Origin of the sequence: Nonomuraea spiralis, from assembly GCF_014648435.1 — a bacterium.
GTDB classification, from domain to species: Bacteria; Actinomycetota; Actinomycetes; order Streptosporangiales; family Streptosporangiaceae; genus Nonomuraea; species Nonomuraea spiralis.
Genome location: NZ_BMRC01000036.1, coordinates 1 through 22,446 on the forward strand (window position 1 = coordinate 1; position 22,446 = coordinate 22,446).

Sequence of the window (22,446 nt, forward strand, 5' to 3'; positions counted from 1 at the left end):
CAGCATCGGAATGCACAGCCCCGTCACGTTCGAGGGCCTCTACAGGCCGTCAGACACCGTGGAGTGACCTCACCTCAGGTGTCCGTGCTACAGGGGGAAGCTCAAACTGTGCGTCGGCTTGCTAGTCGCCGGTTCCCCTCAGCCTTGCTGCCATGTCCAAATACTCCGCCACTTTCGGGTATTCGGCCTGAAGCCGTTGTTCGTCCTTCAGCAGCGCGGTGAGTTCATCCCATCGTCGTGATGTCATGGTCAGCTTGGCCATGGTGCGAGTTTCTCGCACTACACGCGCCCATGCCCCGCTTCGCGGGGTGTTGCCTGACTGTGCGGCCCCGCCGGGAGGCTGGGGCCGCACTGCATTCGTCAGACGCGGGTCGAGGGGCTGTAGCCGTGGTAGCGGATGGTGTTGTTGAGGAACGCCCACACATGGGACCTGACCAGCGTGCCCACGGGGATGTTCGCGTAGCAGGTCGTCGAGTAGGTGTCCTTCGCCGTGCACGCGATGACCTGGACCCACTCGCCGCGGTAGTACTTCTCAATGCTGCCGCTGATGCGCCAGTTGCCGAGGTCGGTGAAGTCCTGGACCTTCAGGTACGTCCGCCCGCCGCTCGGGCCGAGGTGGGCCTCGCCGTACACGCTTCCGCCGCCCACGGTGACGGCGACCACGTAACCTGTCGCGGCTGACGCCTGCGCCGGGGCGCTGGTCAGAGACAGGGCAAGGACAGACGCCGCGAGGGCGGGGAGCAGTTTCTTGATCTTCATGGAGGAATCATCCAGGGGTAACTGCCCATATGTCCATGGGTGGGCGGTTAGTCCGGGGCGAGGTCCATCCTGAGGAACTCAGTGGTACTCATCAACTTCGGCGGGCGGGAACTGTGAGCATTACGCGCCTGAGAGCGCCTATCACGAGACCAATTTGGCTTTGACGTCAGGACATAGCATCTCTAAACAGGCTTCTATGGCCGTTTCGGCGGCCCGGCATCCCCTGATCATTCGCTGGCTTGCTCTCGTGGCAGATCCGCCCCTGACAGAGCGCGAAGCGTGCCTGAGTGACCAAATGCGTGACAACGGCCAGAGCTGAACATGGACGTCGGTGGACGGTGGTAGACGACCAGGCCCAGTGAAGCCCCCCATGCCTGGATCGCGACACGTCAGGCTCTGCCGGTCGGGACGCGAGTGACCTGACGCGATCGGACTCGTGGAGATCGTCGGAATGCCTGCCGGCTACGAGCTTCCCGAGATCGGTGCCGTGGTCGAAGGCATCACCGAGTTCGCCGGGGCCTCGGCTGTGGCATTGCGTCTGACCAGGGATCCGGTGCTGAATGGCCCGAAGCAATGACAAAATGCGCAAGGCCGAATTAACCCCAGAGGCAACGTGAGGGGGAGGCGTGGAGCTGCGCGACATTGAGATCTTTCTGGCGCTGGCCGAAGAGCTCCACTTCGCCCGTACGGCCGATCGGCTGCACGTCACCCCGGCCCGGATCACCAAGGCGATTCAGAAACAGGAACGCCAGATCGGCGCCCAGCTTTCGAACGCACCCCGCGGTCGGGTATGCCTGACGCCACTCGGCCAGCAGCTCTACCGGGAGCTCAGCGCCGGGTACTGCCAGATCACGGACGGGATCGCGTCCGTGTCGGCCGCAGCCCGCGGTGTCTCGGGGACCTTGCGGCTCGGTTCCATGGGGGCGCGGAGGCGTCGATGGAGGAGGTCTTCCAGGCTTTCCGTACGCCTTCCGGGCGCCCGATCCCCCGGGGGCCCATGGTCTACAGCTGGGAGGACATCCTCAAGGTCGTCGGCGCTGGTCAGGGTGTGATCGCCACGGTGGAGGAGGTCACCCGCTTCTACCCATGACCCGACCTCGCCTACGTGCCCATCCGGGACGCCCCGCCGGTCTCCTGGGCATTCGCCTGGCGTACCGCGGCGGAGAACGACCTCATCCGCCGCTTCGCCGAGGCGGCCCGTGATGATGCCGAGTGTGAATCCGTCCCTGAGGTATGAGAGCGGGGGGCGGCTGTCGGGCTGGCCCCGCGGGGTGACCGGGTTCGTGGGTTCGTGTCCGCTGGTTCGACGGGCATGGGTCAGGCGGGCCAGCGGCCGGTGGTCTTGGCGCTCTCGATCGCGGCGTGGCCCGCCGGGCGCATCCGGCCGGCGGCCGTCAGCGCCTCGGCCTTGGCGACGTTGATCCTGGACCACGGGCTCTGGCGGGTGCGGGGCGAGTAGCGCTGCAGGTAGTAGTCGCCGTCGTATGCCCTGCGGTGGCTGTCGATCCAGCCGTGGCACAGTGCCTCGTCCAGGGCCTCGTCGAGGGTGACGGTGGTCGCGTTGCCGTTCTTCTTGGCGATCTTCAGCCAGACGTCGCGGGCGGATTCGTGGTGCTCGGTGAGCCATGCCTTCCAAGCGGCGGCGTCGTCCAGGATCAGGGTGTCGTCGGTCATCGTGGTCAGCCCTTCCGGCCCGCGAGGACGTTCATGTAGTGGTCGTTGATCATGATGCCGAGGATGTTGCCGAACGGGTCGCGTACCGAGGCGGTGACGAACCCGGGGCCGCGCTCGGTCGGCTTGTCGAACGGGCTGGCCCCCATCTCCAGCAGCCGTTCCCAGGTCGCCTCCAGGTCGTCGACGGCCCAGTAGGCGATCGCTCCGCCGTCCTCGGCGCTCCAGCCCTCCGGGGCGAAGCGCGCGTCGATGATGCCGAGCTCGTGCTGGTAGTCGCCGACGCGGAACTCCACGTAGACCGGGTCGCCCTGCTCGGGGCGCTGGAAGTAGGCCCCCATGCCGAGGAACTCGGCGTACCAGTCGCGGGCGGCGGCGACGTCCTGGGCGTAGAAGCTGATGGTGGTGAGTCCGCGGAGCATGTCTTTCGGCCTTTCGGTCGGTGGCTTGTGAGATCGATACTTCCAGGCAAAGTGCTCATCGAATGAGCACTTTTTGTGGCATCGTCGACATGTGAGAGCGGATCGTCTGGTGGCCGTCCTGCTGCTGATGCAGTCGCGCGGCCGGGTGACGGCGGCGGAGATCGCCGCCGAGATGGAGATTTCGGTCGCCACGGCCCGTCGTGACCTGGAGGCCCTGTCGGCCGCGGGCATCCCGGTGTACCCGCAGGCCGGGCGCGGTGGTGGCTGGGCGCTGCTCGGCGGTGCCCGTACTGACCTGTCGGGGCTCAAGGCGTCCGAGGCCAGGGCGCTGTTCCTGCTGCTCGGTCCGGCCGCTGCGATCGCGCCGGAGGCCAAGGCGGCGCTGCGCAAGCTCGTACGCGCCCTGCCGGCGACGTTCCGGCAGGAGGCCGAGGCGGCGGCGGACGCGGTCGTGGTCGATCCGGCGCGGTGGGGTGAGCACCGCCGTACGCGGCCCGTGTTCGTCGACCTGCTGGAGGACGCGGTGGTCCGGCGCCGGAAGGTCCGCCTCACCTACTCCGGACGGGAGCGCGTCGTCGCGCCGTACGGTCTCGTCGACAAGGACGACACCTGGTACCTGATCGCCGGAACCCCCGACGGACAGCGGACCTTCCGCGTCGACCGGGTCGACGACGTCGAGGTCATGGAGGAGCCGGCCGCGCGTCCGGCGCGCTTCGACCTGGCGGCGGCCTGGGACGAGGTCGTCATCGCGATGGAGGCGCGGCGTGCGACGACCACCGCCACCGCGACCGTCGAGGCCCGCTACCTGCCCGTCCTGCGCGACCGCTTCGGCCGCCACTGCGAGGTGATCCCCCAAGGCGGGCAGGGCGGGCAGGGCGAGCCCGGCGAGCGGGTTCGTGTCGCGCTCACCGCGCCGACCGCGCGGGACATCGCCCGCCAGCTCGCGGGCTGGGGCGATCTCGTCGTCGTGGAAGGGCCGCAGAGCGTCCGGGACGAGCTCACGAAGCTGGCCGTCCAGATCACCACCTTGTACGACCGCCAGAACCAGTAGCCCGTGAGGCGTTCGGGGCGATGACCGGAATCGGGCGGCAGGTCCGGTGCGCCGCGGGTCAGGAGTCCGGGTCCCACCAGCCGCGGGTCAGGAGTCCGGGTCCCACCAGCCGCGGCGGGCCGCGAGGAGGCCGGCCTGGAAGCGGGTACGGGCGCCGAGCCGGTCCATCAGCTCGCTGACCCTCCGATGTACGGTCCGCAGGCTCACCCCGAGCTGACGCGCGACCGACTCGTCCTTGAGCCCGGCCGCGAGCAGCGCGAACAGCTCGGGATCCGGCATGTCGGCCGGGCGGGAGTCCGCGTCGGAGATCGGCAGCGGCAGCGCCGACCGCCACAGGACCTCGAACAGGGTGACCAGCGCGTCGAGCAGCGACGAGGAGTGCACGATGACCGCGCTGTCCGAGTGGGCGGACGCGTCGGCGCTGAGCGGCAGGATGGCGGTCCTGCGGTCGGCGATGGCCAGCTTCATGGGCACTTCGGGGCTGACCCTGGCCTGCTCTCCGGCCGCCGCCGACTCCTGCGCGAGGCGCAGCTTGCCGGGGATCTCCAGGGCCGAGGCGTCGTAGATGCCGCGTACCAGGATGCCGTGCGCGAGACGTTCCATCTCGGGGGCGTTCTGCTGGGAGGGATCCTGCGCGTACGGCGGCCGGTCGAGCACCAGAAGTTCCTCGGTCGCCGTCTGCTGCAACTGCGTGAACCGCTGCACCACGGCCGCCTGTCCCTGCACGACCTCGACCAGTTCCTCGGGGGCCAGGTGCTCCGTTCGCGGTGTCTCGGCCAGCAGCGCGAGGGCGGCCAGCCTGGCCTGGGCCAGTCCCTCCTCGCGGCGGGAGATGAGGGCGGCCACCGCCACGTCGGGCCTGGTGGGGACGTACCGGATCGGGCGGCCGGCCATGCGGCTGACCAGGCCGAGCGACTCAAGCCGGGTGCACGCCCGGCGCAGGGCCACGGCGGTGCGGCCGGTGTGCGCGGCCAGTTCGGGCAGTGTCGCGCGCGGCCGGCGCAGCAGGTCGCGGTAGATCTGCTCGTCCTCGGCGTCGACGCCGACTGCCGCTAATGCGTTGTCCTCCGGTTTCATGATCAAACAGTGTGTCAGATACCTGCATTGGCGTATATCTGCCGCCCGGCAGACCTAGCCTGAGCATCGCGCTCACCGATAGGAACGAACCCGTAAGGCAATACCTGTCGGGGAGGCAGTCTTGAAGAAGGCGTTCACCATCGGACTTGCGACCGCGTTGACGGTCCTGTCGGCCGCCACGCCCGCCGTAGCGAGGGACCAGCCCTCCGGCGACGGTTTCGACGGCTCCGGTTGGAGCCGGCCGTCCTGTGAGACGGTCGCCGGTGACGGTTCGATGACGTACGGATGGAACGACGGCAAGAAGATCGCGCCCACCACCAAGCCGGTACGGCCGGTCGTCTACACCACCGGTCTCGTCGCGCTGGACCGGCCGAACCAGTTGCTGGCCATGTCCAACAGGCAGCTCCAGGCCTCGAACGACGCGGGCTGCACCTGGACCGTGGTCGACGAGGTGAAGGGCAATTACATCGAGCTGGTCGCGGCTCAGGGCGGCAAGGCCTATGCCTGGGACCGTGACGGCAACCTCTCGCTGGCCACGCCCGAGGGCGCCACGCCGCTCACCGGGCCGGGCGGCGACCTGATCGGGCTCGGCGTGGACCGGGGCAACGGCGACCGCCTGCGTACGTCCGACCTCGAAGGCCAGCTGCACGAGTCGCAGGACGGCGGGCGCACGTGGCAGCCCGTCGGGGTGCCGGCCTGGACGCCGAGCAAGACCCGTATGTCCTACACCGCGGTGTTCGACCCGCGCGACCTGGACCACGTGGTGCTGGGCGCCTCGGACATCGGCGCCCGCGTCACCTTCGACGGCGGCCGCACCTGGACCTCGGCCGCGGGGCTGACCGACAACGGCGACAAGGTCAGCGTGTTCACCGCCGCGGTCTCCCCGGCGGCCGGGAACGTCGTCTGGGCGATGGGGCTCAACCTGACGGAGCTGGAGGCCGGCGTGCCGTCCGGCGGCCGGCACATCTACCGTTCGGACGACGGCGGCAGGAAGTTCACCCCGGTCGTGGACCAGGACCAGGCGATCACCATTCCCAACGGGCCGCTGCTCGCCCCGCACCCGAAGAACTCGGACGTCCTCTACTTCGACTTCGGGACCGGATGGTCGGGGATCGGTACGGACATCTACAAGTACGACTTCCGTAAGAACCGCGTCATCATCAACCACAACCCCTACGACCGGGTGCCGTCCATCGCCTTCAACCCCGCGCACCCGAACGTGATGTACCTGGGCGTGGCCGAAGAGGTCTAGCGGTCACCGTCCCGTCGGCCGGTCGTCCGCGTGGCGCGAGCTCCCGTGAAGTGCGGAGCCGGGCCCGCGGACGGCTCGCGGCCGAGAGCCCGCCCCGCTCCGCTCGGGGCGGGCTTTTTTGCATCCGCCGCCGTGGTCCCGGCCTCAGAACGGGCTGACCTCAGAAAGCGGCCGGTTTCAGAAGGGACCGGCCCCAGAAAGGATCGGCCTCAGAAGGGACCGGCCCCAGAAAGGATGGCCCCAGAAAGGATCGGCCTCAGAAGGGGCCGGATTCCGGGTAGCCGGCCTTGATGACGGCCTTGCGGGTCTTCGTGTCGAGTTTCTTCTCGTTGATGACCTTGCCGGCCGCCGGTACGGCGATTTTCGCACTGGTTCCCCAGCCCGAATACCTGGTGTCGGTGTGGAAGGCCATTGTGTCGTAGGCCGTGCTGTCGTCGTCCGGGCTGGTCGTGCTGTCGACGACCGTACGGGTGAGCAGGTTGTTCTTGTCGAAGTACAGGTGAAACTCGACGTCGCCCGAGCCGACGGACTTGTCGTGCCGGAATTCGGCCAGTGTGGCGGTGCCCTGATATTCGCCGGTGGTCACTTCGGACGACTTGCCGAGCATGAACTTCAGATCCGCCGGCGTGATGGCCGACCCGAAGAGCGGGTTTCTGCGCTCACTGGTCCGCGACCCGATCCAGGAACGACCGGACGGCAGAGCCTTGGCGATGCCGGCGTTGGTCACGTAGGCGTTCTTGCCCTCGGCGACGACCCGGTAGGGAGGGTTGTCCCCCTTAGGGCGGGAGGACATGCGGACACGGAAGTCGGCCGCCGCCACGCCGCCCTTGCCGAAAGCCAGGGTGCCGGTCATGGAGGTGTTCACCTTCACCTGCATCGCCTGGTCGTTGACGGTGAAATCCAGGGTGATGCTGCTTAATTCGTTGATCTTCACACCTTTGCCGGGGAGCAGCTGGGCCTTCAGGGCTTTCACCGGATCCGCCGGAGCGGCCTGCACGGAAGTCGCGGACGCCGCCTGAGCCGGTACGGCCACCGCGCACACGACCGAGGCCGTCGCCGCGAGACCTGCGAAGAAGAGCTTCATCAGTTTCCTTACTCGGGAAGATACAGCCGGGAAAAGAGTAGGAGCCTGATGCCGACGGGATAGGGGAAATCTCGTAACGATCCGATGCAGGCCGGTAATCGCGGGCGACGGATAAGTGCTCGTGCGTGCTTTCGTATTTACGTTCAGTGGTGGAAGAGGGCGTTGAGTTCGCCGAAGTCCATGGAGTCGTCCAGGGTTTCGAGGGTTCCGGTGCCGAGCAGTTCGGCGGCGGCTCTGCGGGCGGCGGTGTAGGCGGTCTGGGCCAGGGCGGTGCCGAGGCTGATGCGGCGTACTCCGGCTCGGGCCAGCTCGGGGACGGTCGGGCCGCCGGCGACGGCCATCGCGTTGACCGGGAGCGGGGACTCGGCGCAGAGGGTGCTGAGTGTGTCCAGGTCGAGGAGGCCGGGGACGAAGATGCCGTCGGCTCCCGCCTCGGCATAGGCGGCCGTACGTGCGAGCACCTCGTCCAGCCGGGCCTCGGACGGGCCGACGGCGAACAGGTAGACGTCGGTGCGGGCGTTCACGAACAGTTCCGGCAGACCGGCCGCGGCTGCGGCGTCCCTGGCGGCGCGCAGTCTGGCGCTCTGCTCGGCGAGGTCGAACAGCGGGCCGCCGACGGCCCGGGAGTCCTCCAGGTTGACGCCCACGGCGCCGGCCTCGGCCACCGCGCGGACGGTCGCGGCGACGTCCTCGGGAGTGGGGCCGTAGCCGCCCTCAACGTCGACCGTCACCGGCAGGTCGACCGCGTTCACGATGCGCCGGGCGGCCCGCGTCATCTCGTCCCGGTCGAGGTGCTGCCCGTCGCCGCGGCCCAGCGACCAGGACACGCCGCCGCTGGTCGTGGCGATCGCCGTGGCGCCGGCGGCGGCGATCACCGCCGCGCTGGCGGCGTCCCAGGCATTGGGCAGGACCAGTACGGAATCGTCGCTGAGCGAGCGGAACAGACGGGCCTTTTCCGTCACCGCGGCCTCGGCGGCGGGGAAGTTGTCCACAGACATGTGCGTGACCGCCTTCGGGTTGTTCTGGTTCGGGCATCCTGGCTCGCGGACGCCTGCTCCGGGGATGTTGCCGGGCGGGAAACGCAGGCGTCCACTGATTAAGCTCATACCGAATCGTCTGGAGGTGGCATGAAGACGCGGCTGGCCTTTTCGGTGAACGATCTGGCCGAGACCCGGTTCGCCGTCTCACCCATGTGGGAGGTCGTCACCAGCCGGAGGGTGCTGGCGGGCGCCACGGTGCCGGATCCCCATCGCGGGTGGGCCGAGCAGGTGCGGCCCCGGCTCGCGGCGGCGGGGCTCGATCGCGGCTGGCTGGCCGAGATGATCCCGTCCGCCGGGCATCTTCCCGATTTCCTCAACCCGACGACCACGTCCCACGAGCTGCCCGACGAGCTGGCCGCCGTCGAGGCCACCGACCCCGAACAGGTACGGCGGGACCTCGACCTCCTGGCCGCCGATTCGGACGGCCGGCTGTCGCCCCGGTTGCGGAGTCTGCGTCGCAACCCCCAGGCGCACCTGCCGCGGATCGTCGCGGAGATCGAGGCCTACTGGCAGCTCGCGATCGCGCCGTACTGGGCGCGGATCCGTTCGGTGCTGGAGGCGGACGTCTTCCACCGGGGCCGTCAGGTGGCCGAGCACGGCACGGCCCGGACGCTCGGCCGGCTCCACGACACCGTGCGCTGGGACGGCGGCGCTCTTCACCTGGTCGAGCGACACTGTCCCATCACCAGGATCGAGACCGGCGCGGGGTTGCTCCTGGTGCCGTCGGTCTTCGCGTGGCCGCGGGTGCTGACCCGGTCCGTACCGTCCGAACCGCCGCAGCTCGCCTATCCGGCCCGGGGCATCGGCACGTTGTGGGAGTCCCGCGGGCACGCGCCCATGGACGCGCTCGCCGCCGTGATCGGCCGGTCCCGGGCGCTGCTCCTGGCCGAACTGGACACGCCCGCCTCGACGACCGAGCTGGCCCAGCGGTCGGGGCTCTCCGCGGCGGGCGTCTCGCAACATCTCACCGCGTTGAGGGCGGCCGGGCTGACCAGTACGCACCGCGCGGGCCGTACGGTGTTCTACGCCCGTACCGGCCTCGCCGACGCGCTGCTCACGGCGCAGGCGCAGGTCTGAGCGGCCGGTGTGGTGGCGGTGGGACGAGGTTGACGGCGCACCGGGTTCCGGGCCGGGGCGCTGACCTTCCTCGTCCGGATCTTTCCTGACTATTGTGATGCCCATTGTTCGACGGGGGAGGGCGGGCGATGGACGCGGGCGGGTCCGAGGCGTTCCTGGGCAGCCGGTACGTGCTGCTCGACGAGATCGGCGCCGGGGCGATGGGGACCGTCTGGCGCGCGCGGCACCGGGAGACCGGGGAGACCGTGGCGGTGAAGATGTTGCGCAGCAATCTCACCGGTGACCAGGATCTGGTGCTGCGGTTCGTACAGGAACGCAACGTGCTGCGTACCCTCACCCATCCCAACATCGTCACGATGCGCGACTTCGTCATCGAGGGCGAGCGGCTCGCCCTGGTGATGGACCTCGTCGAGGGCGGAGACCTGCGCGGCCTGCTCCGGCGGCACGGCACGCTCCCGCCGGCGACGGCCGCCGAGCTGATGGCCCAGGTCGCCGACGCGCTGGCGGCGGCGCACGCGGTGGGGGTCGTGCACCGCGACGTCAAGCCGGGGAACGTCCTGATCGACGGGCCCACGGGGCAGGTGCGGCTGACGGACTTCGGGGTGGCCCGGATCGTGCTCGGCCCCGGGCTGACTCAGACCACCTCGATCATCGGCACGCCCACGTACCTGTCGCCGGAGGTGGCCGACGGCGGCGCCCCGACCCCGGCCGTCGACGTGTACGCCGCCGGGTTGATCCTCTACGAGTTGCTGGCCGGGCGTCCGCCGTTCGTCGGCGACCATCCGATGGCCCTGCTGCGGCAGCACGCGATGGCCATGCCCCGGCGGTTGCCCGGGATGCCTGACGCGTTGTGGGCCCTGGTCGTGGCCTGTACCGCGAAGGATCCGGCCGGGCGTCCCGCGGCGGGGCAGGTGGCGGCGGCCTTACGGGAGGCGGTGCCGTCGCTCAGGGGGCTGGCCGCCTTGCCGCCGGTCGCCAAGGGGGAGGCGCCGGCGGCCACCTCGGAGCCGCTGCCCGCGCGGCCCGTACCAGCGGGTGGGGCGCAGGGTCCGGCTTCTCCCGATGCGAGGCTCCCGTCCGGCGCGGGACCGGCTCCCGGTGACGGCGGGCCCCGCGCGGAGGCGGGGACGGTTCCCGGCGCGGGTGGGGCCTTGGGAGAGCGTGGTGCGGGGCCTGGTACGGGTGGAGGGCCCGGCCGTGCGGGGGCGGTGGCGTCGGGGCGAGGTGGACGGGATGGGCGGGGGCGTCGGAGAACGGTCGTCGTCGCGAGTACCGCCGCGGCCGTCGTGCTCACCGCGGTCGCGGTGGCCGTCGTGGCGCCGTGGCGCACACCGGATGCCGGCGCCGTGAACGACGCGGCCGGGTTGCCCGCGGCCAAGCCGGTCGAGGTGGCCGGGACGGCGACACCCGTGACACCCGTGACGCCCGTTCCGTCCGCCAGTGAGGGGGAGGCGCTCAAGTCCTCGCCGAAGAAGACGTCGAAGCCGTCGAAGGAGCCGACCCGGACCCCGGAGCCGGCCGTCTCGAAACGGTCGACGCCGCCGAGCGCGACGGCGAAACCCTCGACAGGACGTACCGCCGACCCGAGTCGATCGCCCACCGGCCGCAAGACGGAGACGCCGCACACCGTGGACCCGGGGACGGACAAGCAGACCGCTCCGCCGCGGAGTTCGGAGCCGGTCTGGAAGTGCCGTTCGTGGATCTCCACGGGCAACGGCACCGGGACCGAGATGTCGCCCTGCATGGCCATGGTGGGGGACGTCTTCTACCTGATGGGCCGGATCAGAGGGGCGAGTTCGGTGCGGTCGGACGTGCACGTACAGCTTTTCGACACCGACGCCGACCGGAACGTCTCCCAGCCCTTCGTCTGCTCGGGGATGTCGCCGCGGAAGGACGGGGAGGTCGCCACGTGCGGCCCGTTCACCACCACGGCGCCGCACACGCAGACCAAGCACGACGTGCGCCAGCGGTGGCGACGGGCGGGCGCACCGGCGTTCGGCGGCGGCGCGGAAAGCCCCTGGATCCTCTGGTGACCCCCGCCCTGACCGCCCGCCCCTGACCGCCCGCCCCACCCCGGCCCCTGACGGGCCACCCAGATGGCGGCCCGGGGCGGAGGGGGCGTTCGGCGCGGGGGCGGTGTGTAGGGGCCGTCGGGGGAGGACGGCCCCCTGCGTTAGTTCCTGGTTGTGCAGGTTGTGCCGTTCAGGGTGAAGGTGGTGGGGAGCAGGTTGGGGCCGGTGTAGTTGGCGACGAAGCCGATCGTGGCCGACGCGCCCGTCGCCAGCGTGCCGTTGCCGGGTTCGTTCACGGCCTTGACGTTCGAGCCGGTCTGGGTCCAGACGGCGCTCCAGCCGCTGCCCAGGCTCTGCCACGGACGCGGCCAGGCGAAGTTCAGGGTCCAGCCGTTGAGCGGGGCGCCGTTGTTGGTGATCTCGACGGCGCCGACGTACCCGCTGGCCCAGTCGGTCTGGTCGGTGAAGCGGACGGCGCACGAGCTGGTGGCGGGGGTGCCGGTGGTGAAGGTCAGGGGCGGCGAGGCCCAGGAGACGCCGCCGCCGCTGTCGCGGGCGATCACGTTCATGGTGTAGGCGGTGCCGGGCCTGAGGTTGCCCACCGTGTACGACGTGCCGGCGCTCTCGCCCAGTTGCTCGCTGACGGCGCCGTTCTGGCGGTGGAGCTCGTACTTGACGATGGGACGCGCGCCGGGGGCGGCGGCGGGCCAGGAGACGGTGGCGGACCTGTCGGTCACGTTCGAGGCCACGGGCCTTCCGGGCGCGCCCGGAAGGCCCGTCTGTGCCGCGGCGGGGTGCAGGACGACGGTGGTCAGCGACAGCGGCGGGAGCGTCTGGCCGGTGGCGGTGCCGGTGGTCGCGGTGGTGATGGCGGTCGCGCCGTTGGTGTGGGTCAGTACGGTCGGCGCGCCCGCGGCCGGCGTGAAGCCCGCGTAGTCGACGGCGACCGGGTACGACGTGTCCGACGAGGTGTTGATCAGCATGACGGCCAGGTCGCCGTCCGGCCGCCGGACGGCGTGGGCGCTCACCTTGGGCTGGTCGGTCGCGGCCCTGACGAACTGGTCCCCGGGACGGGCGAACCTGCTGACCATCTGCAACGCGTGGTACGGCGCGAACGGCGTGTTCAGCGGCGGCTCGCAGACGTTGCCGCCGGAGTCGCAGACCCCGCTGGACAGCAGGCCGAAGTCGCCGTAGTCGGTGTGTCCCTCGACCTGGGTGACGTTGCCGATGCCGTTGTGCACGTTCCACCAGTCGACGGTGAACACGCCGCCGGCCAGCAGGCTCGCGTAGGCGTCGGCGGCGGCCAGGGCGCCGGGCTGGGTGTTCGTGCCGTTGCTGCTGGAGCCGGTGTTGAACTCGGTCATCGCGAGACCGATCCGGTCGGAGCCGGGCCCGGCGTACGCGGCGATCTGCTGCCGGGTGAGCTGGAGCATGTCGGGGATCTGCCCGGCCTTGTCCAAGGCGCCGGGGTACCAGTGGAGGATGACGAAGTCGATCTTCGGTCCGGCCAGGGACAGGACGACCTTGTTCCAGCTCCCGTCGTCGCCTTCGGCGGTGATGGCGTCGGGCCAGTTGGCAGGGGTGGTCAGCACCGCGCCGATCTTGATGGTCGGGTCGGCCGCCTTCATGGCGTCGGCGTACGCGACGACGTTGCGCGCGTACTCGGCCGGGCTCTTGTCGGCGTGGTCGTCGGCCTCCCAGGCGCTGCCGTAGTGGCCGTTGCCGTAGTTCTCGTTGCCGATCTCCCAGTACTTGACGCCGTAGCCCTTGGTGACGTTGGCGTGCCGGACCCAGGCCGCGGCCTCCTCGGCGGTGCCGGTGCCGTAGTTGGCGGTCACCATGGCCTGCGCGCCGGTCCGCCGTACGCCGCGCATGAAGGTGTCGAAGTCGGTGTCGGGCGCGACGTACCCGCCAGGGGCGGTGTGGGTGGCCCAGTGGTAGATGTCGGAGTAGGAGCCGCCGGGGTAGCGCAGCAGCTTGACGCCCGCGTCCTTGAGCAGGTCGGCGGTCTGGTCGGTGCCCAGGTTCGAGTCCCAGATGGCATGGTTGGAACCGATGCCGGTCTCGGGGGCGGTGGCCAGGGCGGCGCGGGCGTTGACGGTCACCGCGACGGGGGTGACGTCGGCGGCGTGCGCCGGGGGAGCGATCAGCGCGGTCAGGGTCAGCAGGGCCGCGCACGCGGCCCGGGGCAGGATCTTGCCAGGCATCGGAGGTACCTCGCCGTGGGTAGCGGTATGACTCGACGCCCCCTCCTGACCAGGAGGCAAGCATGATCATGCGGCGTGCCGTCCGGCCCGTCAACCGGCGCTGAAACTTTCATCCGGCCGGGCCCGCTAGGCGGGCTTGAGCAGGCCCTTGTCGTACGCCGCCGCGACGGCCGCCGCCCGGTCCTTGACCTCCAGCTTGGCGAAGACGTGCAGCAGGTGCGTCTTCACGGTGGCCTCCGTGATGAACAGCCTCCTGGCCACCTCGCGGTTGGTCGCACCGCGCGCGATGAGCCCGAGCACTTCGAGCTCGCGTGGGCTCAGCGGGCTCAGCGCGCGCTGCTCCGGCGGTTGCGCGCGGCGTGTCAGCGCCCCGGCCACGGCCGGCGACAGGACGGTCTCGCCGCGGGCCGCCGCCAGCACGGCCTGCCGCAGCTCGGCGCGCGGCGTGTCCTTGAGCAGGTAGCCGGTGGCGCCCTGCTCGATCGCGGGCACCACGTCGGCGTCGTCGCCGAAGGTGGTCAGCACGAGCACGTACGAGCCGGGGCACTGCTCGCGCAGCCGGCGGATGAGCTCGGCGCCGCTCGGCCCCGGCATGCGCAGGTCGAGGAGCACGACGTCGGGGCCGGTGCGCAGGGCCACCGCGAGCGCCTCGGCGCCGTCGGCCGCCTCGCCGACCACCTCGAAGCCGTCGGTCTCGAAGATCCCGCGCAGCCCGTCGCGGACGACGGGGTGGTCGTCGACGATGATCAGGCGTACCGGCATGGCTCACGTTCCCGGGTCGGCGGGGATGGCCGGAACGGTAGCGGAGATCCCCGTACCCTGGCCAGGGGCGCTCTCGACGGCGAGGTCGCCGGCCAGGCGGGTGACCCGCTGCCGCATCGCCATCAGGCCGAACCCGCCTTCGGGGCCGGCGCCGCCTTCCGAGCCGGTGGTGAAACCGGACCCGTCGTCACGTACGTCGAGTGCCACCACGTCCTCCATGTACGACAGCGTGAGCCCCACCCGCGCGGCCCGCGCGTGCTTGGCGACGTTGGCCAGCGCCTCCTGTGCCACCCGCAGCAGCGTGTTCTCCACCTCGGCGTGCAGCGGCCGGGCGTCGCCCGTGATCGACACCGAGGCCGGCACCCCCGAGGCCCGCGACCAGGCCGCCGCCACCTCCGACAGCGCGCTCCCGAGTTGCGCCGCCGCCAGCGGCGCCGGGCGCAGCGCCTGCACGGAACGGCGGGCCTCGGTCAGGCTCTCCCTGGCCAGCTCACGTACGGTCGCCAGCCGCGCGCGCACCGCCGGTACGTCGTCGGCGGCCTCGTCGGCGGCCTCCACCTGGGTGAGGATGCCGGTCAGCCCTTGGGCCACGGTGTCGTGGATCTCCCTGGCCATCCGCTGCCGCTCGCCGAGCACGCCCGCCTCGCGGGCCTGGACCAGGAGCCGGGCCTGAAGGTCGGCGTTCTCCTGCGCGAGCGCGGCCAGCCTGGCGCTCTTCTCCTTGAGCTGGGCGTTCTGCTCGGAGACGGTCTGGAAGACGAACCCGGTCATGGACGCGACCAGCACCCCGACCACGACCGAGGCCAGCAGCTCGACCGGGGTGCGACCGGCCGGAGGACGGGCGGCGACCAGCGTCCCGACCGTCACCGCCACCCCCGCGTACGCCCACAACCCCGGCAGCAGCGCGAAGCACTGGACGAACACCCCGACCCCGGTCACGGTGAACACCGTGTCGATCCGCACCAGCGCCGCGACCACCGCCAGCAGCACCACGAAGTAGCCGGCCACCACCCACGCCCGCGCGGTCCAGCCGGGCCGGCGGTCCACCGCGAACCAGTGCCAGCCCGCCGCGAACAGGGCCAGGGCCAGCACCTCCACCCGCCACGTCCGCAGCAGCGAGAACAGCGCGGGCAACAACACCAGCAGGTACGGCAGCGCCGCCGTGACCCGGTCCCACCGGCTCACCACCGCAGGGCCTTCACCGCGACGCCGCCCGCGACGGCGCCGACCGCCAGCATGATCCCGAGGGCGAGCGGCGGCAGCGTGCCGGTCGACCACCCGTCGCGGATGGCCTGGACCACGGGCGCCATGGGCGTCAGGTCGCCGATCGCCCGCATCGAGCCCGACATGCTCTCGCGCGGGATCATCGCCCCGGACAGGAACACCATCGGGAAGAACAGCGCGAGCCCGATCACCGTCGCCGCCCGGCCGCTGGGGGCCAGCGCGCCCAGGAGCAGTCCGACGGCGCCGAGGCTGAGCGCGCCGAGCAACCAGGCCAGGAGCACGCCGGGGAGGCTCGCGGGCGCGCTCAGCCCGCAGCCGGCCACACCGAGGACGATCAGCAGCACGCTCCCGAGCACGGCCAGCAACATGTGCGCGGCCCACTGGGCGCCGCACAACATGAACGGCGTGGCCGGGGTGGCCCGCAGCCGCTTGAGCACCCGGCGTTCCCGGTACTGGGCCAGCGTGGCGGGCAGGACGACCAGCCCGGCCAGCCCGACGACGAAGACGGTCAGCATCGGCACGGTGGCGTCGACGAGCCGGACGCCACCCGGCAGCGGCCGGTCGCCGCCGCGCAGCTTGACCCAGAGCATGACGAGCGGGAAGGCCAGTGCGAAGTAGGCCGACATCGGGTCGCGCAACCCCAGCCTGAGCTCGACGGCGATGACGCGGGAGAAACCCTTCATGTTTCGCGTGAAACCGTTCATGCCCGCGCCCTCCCGGTCAGTGTGAAGTAGGCCTCGTCCAGGGAGGTGGCCCGCGCCGCGCCGATGAGCTCGCGGGGGCTGCCCTCGGCCACGACCCGGCCGCGGTCGATGATCGCGATGCGGTCGCACAAAGCCTCGGCCTCGTCCATGAAGTGGGTGACCAGGACGACGGTCACCCCGCGGTCGCGCATGGCCCGGATCAGGCCCCAGGTGGTGCGGCGGGCGTCGGGGTCGAGGCCGGTGGTCAGCTCGTCGAGCAGGACCACCTCCGGGTTGCCGACCAGCGCCAGCGCGATGAACAATCGCTGCTTCCAGCCGCCGGACAGGCCGCCGAAGCGGCTGTCCTTCCGCTCGGTCAGACCCCATTCGTCCATGATGGTCCGCCAGTCGGCCGGATGGTCGTACAGGGAGGCGTAGAGCCGCAGGGCCTCGCCGACCTTGATGCCGTCGGGGAGTGCGGCCTCCTGTAACTGGGCGCCGACGCGCTGCAGCAGCGCGCGCCGGTCGCCCTGCGGGTCGAGGCCCAGTACGCGCACCCTGCCGCCGTCGGGACGCCGCAGCCCGGACACACACTCCACGACCGTCGTCTTCCCCGCGCCGTTGGGCCCGGCGAGCCCGAAGATCTCGCCGCGTGCCACGGTCAGGGAGACGCCGTCGAGCGCCCGGTTGTTCTTGTAGGTCTTGCGCAGGTCGTCGATCTCGATGACTGTCATGATCTGAGGATCACGGCAGAGCGGCGCCCGCGATATCCACCGATCGGTGGATGGATCCCCCCGGGTACGGGCGCCGCCCGAAGCGTCACTTCGACAGGTAGAGAACCTTCCAGGTGCCCGCGTACAGGCAGTTCAGGGACGGCTTGGAGCCCCGGCCCTCGGCGCAGACCTTGAGCTCGACCTGGTAGACGTCGTGGGACTCGAAGGAGAACTTCTTGGTCGAGCCGAAGGAGCAGTTCCGGACGCTGCGCTCCTTGAAGGGCAGGTTGCTCCCGTCGCGGTAGGTGATCCGGAACACCGCCCAGCCGCAGGCCGAGTCCTTGCGGGTGCGGTCGGTCAGCTTGCCGGTGATCCGTACCGAGCCGGCGGTGGGCAGGTCGGCGTGGTCCTCGCCGGTCGCGGTCAGCGAGCCCACCGCCTTGGCGGCCTGCCCGGGGGCGTAGTAGGGGCCCCAGGAAGCGGCCGAGGCCGCCTGGGCGGGGGAGGAGACGAGCGCGACGAGGGCGGCGGCGGCGACACCGGTCAGTACGGCCGCGGTACGGGAGGTGGTCATCGAGGGGTTCCTTCCTCTCTGGCGATGACCAGAACTGTGCATTGGACCGATTTCAACCGCCTTGCGAGCCCGCTTGCAAACTAGTTGTACTTGTACTGCCGCGTAGCGACCCGATGGGTGCCGTTGTAGACCGAGGCGCGGAACATGCTTATCGTCTGGTCGCCGTGCTCGGCCTTGCCGCAGGTGTTGAGGCCGGCGAGCTGGTGGATCTCGTACCGGGCGGTCGGGTCGCCGGCCACGAAGTACTCGGCGCGCGCCTGGTACTCGTCGGCCCTGGTGTCGCAGGCGAAGACGTACGTGCCGCGCTCGCGGAAGCACAGGCTGGCCCCGCCCCCGGTGTACGTGCACAACGTCGAACGGGCCCGCGCGCCGGCCGGCGTGACGCGGGTGTCGCGCTTGACGGGGTATTTGGTGAGGTTGCGGACGGTCTTCCAGCGGCCCACCCGGACGCGGTGGTTGCCTTCGTACACGGCGGCCCGGAAGGTCACGGTCCGGCCGATCTCGCGGTTGCCGCGGATCTCGCCCTTGCCGCCGAGGTTGTGGATGACGTACTTGGTGCCGAGGTATTCGTTCAGGTGGTACTCGACGACGGCGTGCAGCTTGTCGTTGCGGGTGTCCTCGATCCAGATCCCCGGCCGGTCGCTGCCGTCCGGGCCCACGCACGCCTCGGCGCCCTTGACGCGCATGCAGGTGGGCTCGGCGGTGGCGGCGACGGCCGCGGGCGTGACGGCGGCGGGCGGAGCCGGCACCGGCTCCGTGACGGCGGCGGCCTGGCGGGTCTCGCCCTGAGCCACGGCCCCTTCTGTGGTGAGCACGGCGGCCGCCAGCACGACCATGGTCACGAGTTTCCGACCTAAAGCCACTTCGGTCTCTCCAGTCTCGGGGGTCACACACCCGGGTGGTGCATGAGTGTGACGCGAAAAATGTCGGAGTAGTTCAGAAATATGCAAGATGAGGTTGGCGGCCGTTCATCGGTAGGGTGGCCGGATGGTTGCCCGGATACGGTTTGGGCTCGACGAGGCGGCCTTGGAGCCGTACGTGAAGAGGGCCGCAGATGCGTGACGAGCGGCTGCGGGAGATCGCCGGGCGGCTGGCCGGAGTGTCCGGGGTGGTGGCCGTCGTCCTCGGCGGAAGCCGGGCGCGCGGCACCCACCGGCCCGATTCCGACTACGACCTCGGCCTGTACTACCGGGGCCCGCTCGCCGTCGGCGACCTGCGCGCGCTGGCCCTGGAGATGACGGGCGAGCCGACCGAGGTGACCGAGCCCGGCGGCTGGGGCCCGTGGGTCGACGGCGGCGGCTGGCTCACCGTGGACGGCCGGCGGGTCGACTGGATCTACCGCGACCTCGACCGCGTCCACCGCGTCTGGCACGACTGCCGCGCCGGACGCTACGAGATCGGCATCCAGCCGGGCCACCCGCTGGGCTTCTACTCCCACGCCTACGCCGGCGAGGTGGCGCTGTGCAAGGTGCTGGCCGACGGCTCCGGCGAGCTGGCGGCCCTGCGCGCCGAGACCGCCGAATACCCGCCCGCGTTGCGCGAGGCGCTGGTCCAGGGCCTGTGGGAGGCCGGCTTCTCGCTCATGACCGCCGGGTACGGCGCCGTCGGCGAGGACCCCGTCTACGCGGCCGGCGCGCTGTTCCGCGCGATCGGCGTCGCCTGCCACGCCCTGCACGCGGCCGACGGAGCCTGGCTGATCAACGAGAAGGGCATGGTCGCCGCCACCGGCCGGCTGCCCTCGGCGCCGGACGGGTTCGCCGAACGGGCCCAGGCGCTGCTCGCGTCCGTCGGCGGCACCCGGGAGGAGATCACCCGTACGGTGGCCGCCGCCGAACGGCTCCTGGCCGACGTACGGGCGGTCTGCGGCGGTTGATCAGGCGGCTGATCAGGCGTTCTCCTTGGCCCTGGCGGGGGCCAGGGAGGTCAGCAGGAGGAGCAGCGCGCTCTGGGCGAGCATGCCGGGCGCGAGCGGCGGGGCCGGGCCGACCGACTTGGTCAGCGCGTACCACCATTGGGTGAGGGGCGAGAGGGTTTCCCAGGTGTCGGCGTAGCGCGGGTCGAAGGCGCCCATGTCGTGGTTGGCCGCGATGTGCGCGTACACGCCGTAGGCGGAGGCCAGCAGCACGACCAGTGCGATCCCGCGGACCGTCTTGAGCGTGAGCCGGGAGGCGTCCAGGGCGAGCAGCACGAGCGCGGCCGCCAGTGCCAGCAGCGCCACCCAGGGGATGAACTGCTGCCAGGTCTGCCAGTGGCGTTCGAAGGCCAGCTCCAGGGCGGCGCCCAGGATGCCCAGCGCGACCAGCGCGAAGAGCCCCAGGCGTACCGTGACGGCGCTGAACCGTGCGGTGCGGTTTTGCGCGTTCGTTGAAGGCACGGGCACCACGCTGTGCCCGCGGTCTCAGAGACACCTCAGGAATATATGAAACTTCAATGAGAATCCCGGGCGGGCACGGCAGAAGGCTTGACGCTCATCGCGATCCGGACTTACGGGATCATAGGGGGCGTGAGCGTAGTCGCAGTCGTCTTCTCGGTGCTCGCCCTGGTCCTGAACGGGCTGATGGCGGGCGTGTTCTTCGCCTTCTCCACCTCGGTGATGCCCGGCCTGGACGCGGTGGGGGAGGAGGCCGCGGCGGCGGCCATGCGCAGCGCCAACAGGAAGATCCTGAACCCGGCGTTCCTGTCGACGTTCACGCTGGCGCCCGTGGCCTCGCTGCTCGCCGGTGTGTTCCTGCTGGTCGCCGGGGCCACCGGGCCCGCGGTCCTCGCGTTCGCGGCGGCCGTGGCCTACATCCTCGGCTCGTTCGTCGTCACGGCCGCGATCAACGTGCCGATGAACAACGCCCTCGACGCGGGCGAGCTGGCCTGGAGCGCGTACGCGCCACGCTGGACCCGCTGGAACACCCTGCGCGGATGGGCCTCGGCGCTGGCCGTGGCGCTGCTGGGCGTGGCCCTGTACGTCTGGAACTGACGAGGCCGGACCGGCCGGATGCATCCCGATGGACGGGCACCGGGATGCGCATCCCGCGGCGGATCACATGTTGATCATGTGGCCCGCGAGGCCGTGGATCGCCTCCTTGACCGCTTCGCCGAGCGTCGGGTGCGCGTGCACGTTGCGCGCGACCTCGTGCACGGTGAGATCCCACTGCTGGGCCAGCGTGAGCTCGGGCAGCAGCTCGGTGACCTCGGGGCCGATCAGGTGGGCGCCGAGCAGCTCGCCGTGCGTGTTGTCACTGACGATCTTGACGAACCCGGCCGTGTCGCCCAGGCCGTGCGCCTTGCCGTTGGCCGTGAACGGGAACTTGGCCACCTTGACGTCGTAGCCCAGGTCGCGGGCCTGCGCCTCGGTGTAGCCGAAGCTGGCCACCTGCGGCTGGCAGTACGTGGCCCGCGGGATCATCACGTAGTCGAGCTCCATCGTCTCGGCGTTGCCGATGGTCTCGGCGGCGATGATGCCCATCGACTCGGCGGCGTGGGCCAGCATGAGCTTGGCCGTGACGTCACCGATCGCGAAGATGTTCGGCACGTTCGTCCGGCAGCGGCCGTCGACGGCGATCGCGCCGCGCTCGGTGAGCTGCACGCCGGTCTTCTCCAGGCCGTAGCCGTCGACGCGCGGCTGGAACCCGATGGCCTGCATGACCTTGTCGGCCTCAAGCACCTGGGTCTGGCCGTCGCGGGTGACGGTGACCTTGACCGAGGCGCCGGTGTCCTCGATGCCGTTCACGCGGGTCGAGGTCAGCACCTCGATGCCGAGCCGCTTGTAACGCTTGGCCAGCTCGGCCGAGACCTCTTCGTCCTCCAGCGGCACGACCCGGTCGAGGAACTCCACGATCGTCACCTTGACGCCGTAGTTGTGCAGCACGTAGGCGAACTCCACGCCGATGGCGCCCGCGCCCGCGATGATGATGCTGCGCGGCAGGTCCTCCGTGAGGATCTGCTCCTCGTACGTCACCACCCGCTCCGAAAGCTGCGTGCCCGGGATGAGCCTGGTGGTGGCCCCGGCCGCGATGATGCAGTGGGAGAAAGTGATCGTCTCGCCGTTCACCTGGAGGGTGTTGGCGTCGAGGAACGTGCCGCGCCCGTCGTACTCGGTGATGGCGTTCTTCTTCATCAGGTAGTGAACGCCCTTGACCCGGCCGTCGGCCACCTTGCGGCTGCGCTGGAAGGCCGCGCCGTAGTCGAAGGTGACCTCACCGCTGATCCCGAACGTCTTCGCCTCGTTGTGGAAGATGTGGGCCAGCTCGGCATTGCGCAGCAGCGCCTTGGACGGGATGCAGCCCACGTTCAGGCAGACGCCACCCCAGTACTTCTCCTCGACGACCGCGGTACGCAGCCCGAGCTGGGCGGCACGGACGGCGGCCGTATATCCTCCGGGACCCGCGCCGAGAACGACGACGTCATAGTGAGTGCTCATGACTCGGACCATACCGCCCACCCCAAGCCACCCTTGACGCTAGACCTCCACCTTGTACGACAGCGTCAGCTCGTCGGCCGGAACCCCGCGGATCCCCCAGTTCACCTTGGGCATCTCGATGATCGTGATCTCCACGTCCTCGGGGTCGAGATCCGACTTCTCGTAGATCGCCCGGATCAGCGCGCGCTTGGCGTCGTCACTGCGTCCCGTGAAGCACACGACTTCGACGATCAGGTAGTTCTCGCTCCGCCCGGGGCAGACGAAATCGTCGGCGTCCAGCAGCAGGAACCGGTGGAACCGCTTCTCCTCGGGCACGCCCCACGCGCTCACCAGGCACGACTGCAGCAGATCGGAGATCTCCCGCTGCCGTCCGCCCCACACGTCGCGTCGTCCGTAAATCTTCACTTGTGCCATGTCGGCAATATAG

At 70.5% G+C, this 22,446-nt stretch carries 25 protein-coding genes and 1 pseudogene; 9 read left to right on the forward strand and 17 right to left on the reverse strand.

Annotation, left to right across the window (positions count from 1 at the left end; all coding sequences use genetic code 11):
* Window positions 1-121: 121 nt before the first annotated feature.
* Window positions 122-262 (reverse strand): hypothetical protein, encoded by a 141-nt coding sequence (locus IEZ27_RS46510; protein WP_189653108.1) that lies wholly within the window; start codon window positions 260-262, stop codon window positions 122-124.
* Window positions 263-360: 98 nt separating this feature from the next.
* Window positions 361-759: a hypothetical protein gene (locus tag IEZ27_RS46515; RefSeq protein ID WP_189653109.1), complete on the reverse strand. Its 399-nt coding sequence runs from the start codon at window positions 757-759 to the stop codon at window positions 361-363.
* A 436-nt stretch (window positions 760-1,195) separates the two neighbouring features.
* On the opposite strand from IEZ27_RS46515, the gene IEZ27_RS46520 reads away from it, so the two are divergent.
* The 3 genes and pseudogenes from IEZ27_RS46520 (at window position 1,196) to IEZ27_RS54550 (ending at window position 1,849) form a co-directional block, all read left to right on the forward strand.
* On the forward strand, window positions 1,196-1,336 hold the full coding sequence (locus IEZ27_RS46520; protein ID WP_189653110.1) for a hypothetical protein: 141 nt from the start codon (window positions 1,196-1,198) through the stop codon (window positions 1,334-1,336).
* 49 nt (window positions 1,337-1,385) lie between these two features.
* Window positions 1,386-1,511 (forward strand): annotated as a pseudogene (locus IEZ27_RS54545) (LysR family transcriptional regulator); the annotation flags it as partial.
* Between the two features lie 185 nt (window positions 1,512-1,696).
* A complete protein-coding gene (locus IEZ27_RS54550; RefSeq protein WP_229824983.1) occupies window positions 1,697-1,849 on the forward strand; it encodes a hypothetical protein in 153 nt (50 codons plus the stop codon).
* Window positions 1,850-2,076: 227 nt separating this feature from the next.
* Here the strand turns inward: IEZ27_RS54550 and IEZ27_RS46530 are convergent, their stop codons facing one another.
* Window positions 2,077-2,433: a YdeI/OmpD-associated family protein gene (locus IEZ27_RS46530; RefSeq protein ID WP_189653111.1), complete on the reverse strand. Its 357-nt coding sequence runs from the start codon at window positions 2,431-2,433 to the stop codon at window positions 2,077-2,079.
* A gap of 5 nt (window positions 2,434-2,438) precedes the next feature.
* On the reverse strand, window positions 2,439-2,852 hold the full coding sequence (locus IEZ27_RS46535; RefSeq protein ID WP_189653112.1) for a VOC family protein: 414 nt from the start codon (window positions 2,850-2,852) through the stop codon (window positions 2,439-2,441).
* 91 nt (window positions 2,853-2,943) lie between these two features.
* Here IEZ27_RS46535 and IEZ27_RS46540 point away from each other — a divergent pair, with 91 nt between their 5' ends.
* Window positions 2,944-3,903: a helix-turn-helix transcriptional regulator gene (locus IEZ27_RS46540; protein ID WP_189653113.1), complete on the forward strand. Its 960-nt coding sequence runs from the start codon at window positions 2,944-2,946 to the stop codon at window positions 3,901-3,903.
* 87 nt (window positions 3,904-3,990) lie between these two features.
* Here IEZ27_RS46540 and IEZ27_RS46545 read toward each other — a convergent pair whose 3' ends face one another.
* Window positions 3,991-4,980 (reverse strand): helix-turn-helix transcriptional regulator, encoded by a 990-nt coding sequence (locus IEZ27_RS46545; protein ID WP_189653114.1) that lies wholly within the window; start codon window positions 4,978-4,980, stop codon window positions 3,991-3,993.
* Window positions 4,981-5,101: 121 nt separating this feature from the next.
* Here IEZ27_RS46545 and IEZ27_RS46550 point away from each other — a divergent pair, with 121 nt between their 5' ends.
* Window positions 5,102-6,232, forward strand: coding sequence for a WD40/YVTN/BNR-like repeat-containing protein (locus IEZ27_RS46550; RefSeq protein WP_189653115.1), 1,131 nt, complete (start codon window positions 5,102-5,104; stop codon window positions 6,230-6,232).
* 256 nt (window positions 6,233-6,488) lie between these two features.
* On the opposite strand, the gene IEZ27_RS46555 is transcribed toward IEZ27_RS46550, so the two are convergent.
* Window positions 6,489-7,316, reverse strand: a complete 828-nt coding sequence (locus IEZ27_RS46555; protein ID WP_189653116.1) for a hypothetical protein — start codon at window positions 7,314-7,316, stop codon at window positions 6,489-6,491.
* 143 nt (window positions 7,317-7,459) lie between these two features.
* Window positions 7,460-8,422 (reverse strand): isocitrate lyase/PEP mutase family protein, encoded by a 963-nt coding sequence (locus IEZ27_RS46560; RefSeq protein WP_229824972.1) that lies wholly within the window; start codon window positions 8,420-8,422, stop codon window positions 7,460-7,462.
* Between the two features lie 21 nt (window positions 8,423-8,443).
* On the opposite strand from IEZ27_RS46560, the gene IEZ27_RS46565 reads away from it, so the two are divergent.
* Window positions 8,444-9,433, forward strand: a complete 990-nt coding sequence (locus IEZ27_RS46565) for an ArsR/SmtB family transcription factor (protein WP_189653117.1) — start codon at window positions 8,444-8,446, stop codon at window positions 9,431-9,433.
* Between the two features lie 128 nt (window positions 9,434-9,561).
* Window positions 9,562-11,466, forward strand: a complete 1,905-nt coding sequence (locus tag IEZ27_RS55190) for a serine/threonine-protein kinase (RefSeq protein ID WP_189653118.1) — start codon at window positions 9,562-9,564, stop codon at window positions 11,464-11,466.
* Window positions 11,467-11,606: 140 nt separating this feature from the next.
* Here the strand turns inward: IEZ27_RS55190 and IEZ27_RS46575 are convergent, their stop codons facing one another.
* The 7 genes from IEZ27_RS46575 to IEZ27_RS46605 all read right to left on the reverse strand — a co-directional run bounded on the left by IEZ27_RS46575 (window position 11,607) and on the right by IEZ27_RS46605 (window position 18,450).
* Window positions 11,607-13,652 (reverse strand): cellulose binding domain-containing protein, encoded by a 2,046-nt coding sequence (locus tag IEZ27_RS46575; protein WP_189653119.1) that lies wholly within the window; start codon window positions 13,650-13,652, stop codon window positions 11,607-11,609.
* A 126-nt stretch (window positions 13,653-13,778) separates the two neighbouring features.
* The gene (locus tag IEZ27_RS46580; protein WP_125645626.1) at window positions 13,779-14,414 is read right to left on the reverse strand and encodes a response regulator; all 636 of its coding nucleotides are present in this window, start codon (window positions 14,412-14,414) and stop codon (window positions 13,779-13,781) included.
* 3 nt (window positions 14,415-14,417) lie between these two features.
* On the reverse strand, window positions 14,418-15,599 hold the full coding sequence (locus IEZ27_RS46585) for a sensor histidine kinase (RefSeq protein WP_229824973.1): 1,182 nt from the start codon (window positions 15,597-15,599) through the stop codon (window positions 14,418-14,420).
* Window positions 15,596-16,342: an ABC transporter permease gene (locus IEZ27_RS46590; protein ID WP_229824974.1), complete on the reverse strand. Its 747-nt coding sequence runs from the start codon at window positions 16,340-16,342 to the stop codon at window positions 15,596-15,598. The genes IEZ27_RS46585 and IEZ27_RS46590 overlap by 4 nt, the downstream gene beginning before the upstream one ends.
* Window positions 16,339-17,055: an ABC transporter ATP-binding protein gene (locus tag IEZ27_RS46595; RefSeq protein ID WP_189653122.1), complete on the reverse strand. Its 717-nt coding sequence runs from the start codon at window positions 17,053-17,055 to the stop codon at window positions 16,339-16,341. Before IEZ27_RS46595 ends, IEZ27_RS46590 begins: the two co-directional genes overlap by 4 nt.
* Window positions 17,056-17,140: 85 nt before the next feature.
* Entirely contained in the window at window positions 17,141-17,608 is a 468-nt protein-coding gene (locus tag IEZ27_RS46600; RefSeq protein ID WP_189653123.1) for a hypothetical protein, read from the reverse strand.
* An 80-nt stretch (window positions 17,609-17,688) separates the two neighbouring features.
* On the reverse strand, window positions 17,689-18,450 hold the full coding sequence (locus IEZ27_RS46605) for a hypothetical protein (protein ID WP_189653124.1): 762 nt from the start codon (window positions 18,448-18,450) through the stop codon (window positions 17,689-17,691).
* 212 nt (window positions 18,451-18,662) lie between these two features.
* On the opposite strand from IEZ27_RS46605, the gene IEZ27_RS46610 reads away from it, so the two are divergent.
* A complete protein-coding gene (locus IEZ27_RS46610) occupies window positions 18,663-19,481 on the forward strand; it encodes a nucleotidyltransferase domain-containing protein (protein WP_189653125.1) in 819 nt (272 codons plus the stop codon).
* A gap of 12 nt (window positions 19,482-19,493) precedes the next feature.
* Here the strand turns inward: IEZ27_RS46610 and IEZ27_RS46615 are convergent, their stop codons facing one another.
* Window positions 19,494-19,982: a hypothetical protein gene (locus IEZ27_RS46615; protein ID WP_221762633.1), complete on the reverse strand. Its 489-nt coding sequence runs from the start codon at window positions 19,980-19,982 to the stop codon at window positions 19,494-19,496.
* 129 nt (window positions 19,983-20,111) lie between these two features.
* On the opposite strand from IEZ27_RS46615, the gene IEZ27_RS46620 reads away from it, so the two are divergent.
* A complete protein-coding gene (locus tag IEZ27_RS46620; protein WP_229824975.1) occupies window positions 20,112-20,576 on the forward strand; it encodes an anthrone oxygenase family protein in 465 nt (154 codons plus the stop codon).
* 63 nt (window positions 20,577-20,639) lie between these two features.
* Here IEZ27_RS46620 and lpdA read toward each other — a convergent pair whose 3' ends face one another.
* On the reverse strand, window positions 20,640-22,019 hold the full coding sequence (lpdA, locus tag IEZ27_RS46625) for a dihydrolipoyl dehydrogenase (RefSeq protein ID WP_189653126.1): 1,380 nt from the start codon (window positions 22,017-22,019) through the stop codon (window positions 20,640-20,642).
* A gap of 39 nt (window positions 22,020-22,058) precedes the next feature.
* Window positions 22,059-22,433 (reverse strand): tautomerase family protein, encoded by a 375-nt coding sequence (locus IEZ27_RS46630; protein WP_125645641.1) that lies wholly within the window; start codon window positions 22,431-22,433, stop codon window positions 22,059-22,061.
* Window positions 22,434-22,446 lie beyond the last annotated feature (13 nt).